Source organism: Elstera litoralis, assembly GCF_000963705.1.
In the GTDB taxonomy this organism is placed as follows: domain Bacteria; phylum Pseudomonadota; class Alphaproteobacteria; order Elsterales; family Elsteraceae; genus Elstera; species Elstera litoralis.
Map to the genome: position 1 here is coordinate 1 of NZ_LAJY01000378.1, position 2,957 is coordinate 2,957.

Sequence of the window (2,957 nt, forward strand, 5' to 3'; positions counted from 1 at the left end):
GGGCCAGGGTGACGAGGGGCAGGCCGAGCCCGGTCAGCGCGAGCCCTAAGCCGAGCAGCCCATAGACCCGCGCCCCGCTGTCCTGAACGGCCATTGGGCTCTACTTCTTCACGAAGCCTTTTTCCGCCAGATAGGCCGCCGCCACCTGTTTGGCATCCTGGCCTTCGATGGCGATTTTGGCATTGAGGGCACGCAGCGTATCGGCATTCAGCGACGCGAAAACCGGCGCAAGGCTGGTGCGGATGGCGGGATAGGCGGCGAGCACCTCCGCCCGAACCACGGGGGCGGGCTCATAGACGATCTGCGCGCCCTTATTATCTTCCAGCGCGACGAGACCGAGGGCGGAAATGGCGGCATCGGTGCCATAGGCCATTGCGGCATTGACGCCAGAGGTTTTTTCGCCCGCCGCCCGCAGAGTGACGGCGGTATCGCCGCCTGCCAGCACCAGCAGTTGATCGGGCTTCAGGGTAAAGCCGTAGGCGGTTTGGAAGGCCGGGAGGGCCGCCGGGCTTTCGACGAACTCCGCCGAGCCCGCCAGTTTCACCACGCCGCCCTTGGCGACCCAAGCGCCGAACTCTTCCAGCGTCGTCAGCTTATTCGGCCCGGCCACATCCTGCCGAAGCGCAATCGCCCAAGTATTATTCGCCGGGGCCGAGGGCAGCCACACGAGCTTATTCTTTTCGTCGAGGTTGCGGGCACGTTCATACCCTTCCGCCGATTTCTTCCAAACGGGATCGGAATCTTGACTGTGGAAGAAGGCGGCATTGCCCGTGTACTCGGGGTAAATATCGATCTCGCCCGCCAGCAGCGCGCCGCGCGTGATCTTCGTCGGGCCAAGCTGAAGCTTGTTCACGGTCTTAATGCCGTTGGCTTCCAGCGTTTGCTGAATGAGGTTGCCGAGCAGCGTGGCTTCGGCATCGAGCTTCGAGCCAACGCGGACCGGATCGGCGGCATGCGCGCTCGCCATCAGGCCAAAAGCGATCAGGAGCCCTGCCCCTGCTTGAGCGGCACGCTGACGGAGGGGGGAACGCATCGTCATGGCTTATCCTTTCAGGGGGGGGGTGAATAAAATGAGAACATAAACGCCTTTCACGCCACGCATCAAGCGTTTTTGCCCTCCTCCTTTTCGCCCGCACGGTCCTAGGGGTTACAGGCGCACCGGGGGTATGGCCCATCCCTTGCTTCCAAAGAGGTTATGAAACTCCGGGTTTTAGTCATCGATGCGAATGAAACGCGCGCGGCGGGCACGCAAGCTGCCCTGGCCGCCGAGGGCTGCGTCGTGCTGATACCGCCGCCCGCGCCGGTGCCGCCGCTCGCCGATTTGGTTCAAATTTTGCGCCCCGATGCCGTTTTGATCGAGATGGATAATCCCGACCGCGATGCGCTGGAGCAGGCGGAAATCCTTCACCCCGATGCGGGAACGCGCGCCGCGCCGATCCTGCTGTTCGCCCCCGGCGGCGATGAGGAAGCGGTCGCCGAAGCCTTGCGGGCAGGGGTGAGCGCCTACGCGGCCCCTGGGGTGGATTTCGGCAAGGTCAAACCGTTGCTGGACCTTGCCATTGCCCATTTCCGCGCCTTCTCCACCCTAAAGGTGGAGCTTGCGGCGGCACAGCGCTCGCTGGCCGACCGCAAGCATATCGAGCGCGCCAAGGGCATCGTGATGCGCGAGCGCGGCTGCGATGAGGCGGAGGCCTATCGCCATCTACGCCGCCTCGCTATGGATCGCGGGCAACGCCTCAGCGAAATTGCTCAACAAATCATCACCGTCGCCGAACTGCTGTCGAAATAGGCAGCGTTTATGAAGCATTAGGGCCTGAACCCTGACCAACATGCTGCACTGCCGCGAAAAATAGAATTGGCACACGGTTTGCTTAGGAGGGTTCAGGTGTAAGGGGCAATGGCGTCCCGAACCCAACGGACAATGGCGTCCGAAGACCGAGTGATCTCCAAAGCTGGGGGCATTCAGGGCTTCGGGCGCCTTTTTGTTTTTGGAGTTGCCGATGGCATTACTGGCCGATCCTGTTGAACTGTCTCGCCCCGCCGCCCGCGTGGCCGTTAGCCTCGGCTTTATGCCGCTAACGGATTGCGCGCCGCTGATCGTGGCGCAGCAGGAAGGCTATTTTGCCGCCGAAGGGTTGGACGTGAGCCTGTCGCGGGAAGCCTCCTGGGCCAATATCCGCGATAAGGTGCTGGTCGGGGCGCTCGACGGCGCGCAGATGATCGCCCCGATGCCGCTGGCGATGAGCCTGGGGATCGGCACGCTGGTAACGCCAATGGCGACACTGCTGACGCTCTCGGTGCAGGGCAATACGATTACTCTGGCGCAAAACCTGCTCGATACCCTGGGGCCGGAGGCGGCCGGCGAACGCCCGCTCTCCGCCGCCCGGCTGAAGGCGGTACTGCCGGAATTGACGGCGCGGCGCGGTCGCCCACTGACCTTTGCCGGCGTCTTCGGCATTTCCACCCATATGCTGCAACTGCGCGACTGGCTGGCCGCAGGCGGATCGATCCCGATGCCGACCTGCGCGATCAGTCGTCGTGGCCGCCCGCGCAAACCGTGGCGCAGATCGAAGCGGGCAATCTCGATGGTTTCTGCGCAGGCGAGCCCTGGGGCTCCTGGGCCGCCGCGCGCGGCGTCGGGCAGCCGGTGGCGCTCAGTTCCGATATTACGCCGGGCATGCCGGAGAAGGTTTTCGCCGTGCGCGCCGATTTCGCCGCCCGCGCCCCGGCGACGGTTTCGGCGTTGATCCGCGCGCTGGTGAAAGCCGGGGCTTGGTGCGATGCGCCGGCCAATCGGGCCGAGTTGGCCCGCCGCCTCGCCTCCCCCGAACTCCTCGCGCTGCCCGAAGCCGTCATCGCCGCGTCCCTGACCGCCGAGCCGCCGTTCACGTCGCGCTTTCATCAGTTCAGCGGCGCGTGGCAGCGGCCCGACCTGGGGGCCGGGCAAGCGCTGCTGA

At 64.7% G+C, this 2,957-nt stretch carries 2 protein-coding genes and 1 pseudogene; 2 read left to right on the top strand and 1 reads right to left on the bottom strand.

What is annotated here, in order from left to right; genetic code table 11:
• Nucleotides 1–100: 100 nt before the first annotated feature.
• On the bottom strand, nt 101–1,039 hold the full coding sequence (osmF, locus tag VZ95_RS13975; protein ID WP_045776400.1) for a glycine betaine ABC transporter substrate-binding protein OsmF: 939 nt from the start codon (nt 1,037–1,039) through the stop codon (nt 101–103).
• A 156-nt stretch (nt 1,040–1,195) separates the two neighbouring features.
• Here osmF and VZ95_RS13980 point away from each other — a divergent pair, with 156 nt between their 5' ends.
• Nucleotides 1,196–1,789, top strand: coding sequence for an ANTAR domain-containing response regulator (locus VZ95_RS13980; RefSeq protein WP_045776401.1), 594 nt, complete (start codon nt 1,196–1,198; stop codon nt 1,787–1,789).
• Between the two features lie 280 nt (nt 1,790–2,069).
• Nucleotides 2,070–2,957 (top strand): annotated as a pseudogene (locus VZ95_RS13985) (CmpA/NrtA family ABC transporter substrate-binding protein); the annotation flags it as partial.